This is a genomic window from Bacillus hominis (genome assembly GCF_018332515.1).
Classification (GTDB): Bacteria; Bacillota; Bacilli; order Bacillales; family Bacillaceae_G; genus Bacillus_A; species Bacillus_A hominis.
This window is the reverse complement of the sequence record NZ_BOQD01000324.1, coordinates 1-494: the sequence shown is the minus strand read 5'-3', so window position 1 is coordinate 494 and position 494 is coordinate 1. Positions and strand designations below refer to the sequence as shown.

1 protein-coding gene is annotated in these 494 nt (G+C 28.3%); it reads right to left on the bottom strand.

The window, feature by feature from the left end; translation table 11 throughout:
- A partial coding sequence (locus KI356_RS23670) for an alanine:cation symporter family protein (RefSeq protein ID WP_212936639.1) occupies nucleotides 1–259 on the bottom strand: 259 nt, incomplete at its 3' end.
- Nucleotides 260–494: the final 235 nt, after the last annotated feature.

The following is a 494-nucleotide window of genomic DNA, read 5'->3' as shown; positions in this document are numbered from 1 at the left end:
CACCAGCTAAGTTCCCGATACCAATGCGTGCAGCGGCACTTAAGCAAAATGCTTGGAACGGAGAGATGCTATCTTTTTTCTTTTCTTTTCGATTGAATCCTTTACTAATTAAACTGACCATCTCACCGAAATGAGTAATTTGGACAAATTTCAATTTAAAAGAAAAATAAAGACCGAAGCCGATTAACATTGCAATAAGAATATATGACCATAAAATATTATTCGTTACCTCAAGGAATCTGCTAAAGATATCAACCATATAATACACTTCCTTTTTTTCGTAATAAGAAAATTATATGCAAAAAATATACCAGAATCAATTTTTCTAAAAAATTATGTTACTTAAATACTTTTTATGTTATGATTATGTTACATCGTAATATTTTTAGAATTATTTACATTTTAAAAAACTAAATTTAAAGCGAGAAAGAGGAGATAATTTGAAAGAAGAAACTTTATTGAAAGTAAGCCTCGAGAGTTTGAAAAAGAAAAGT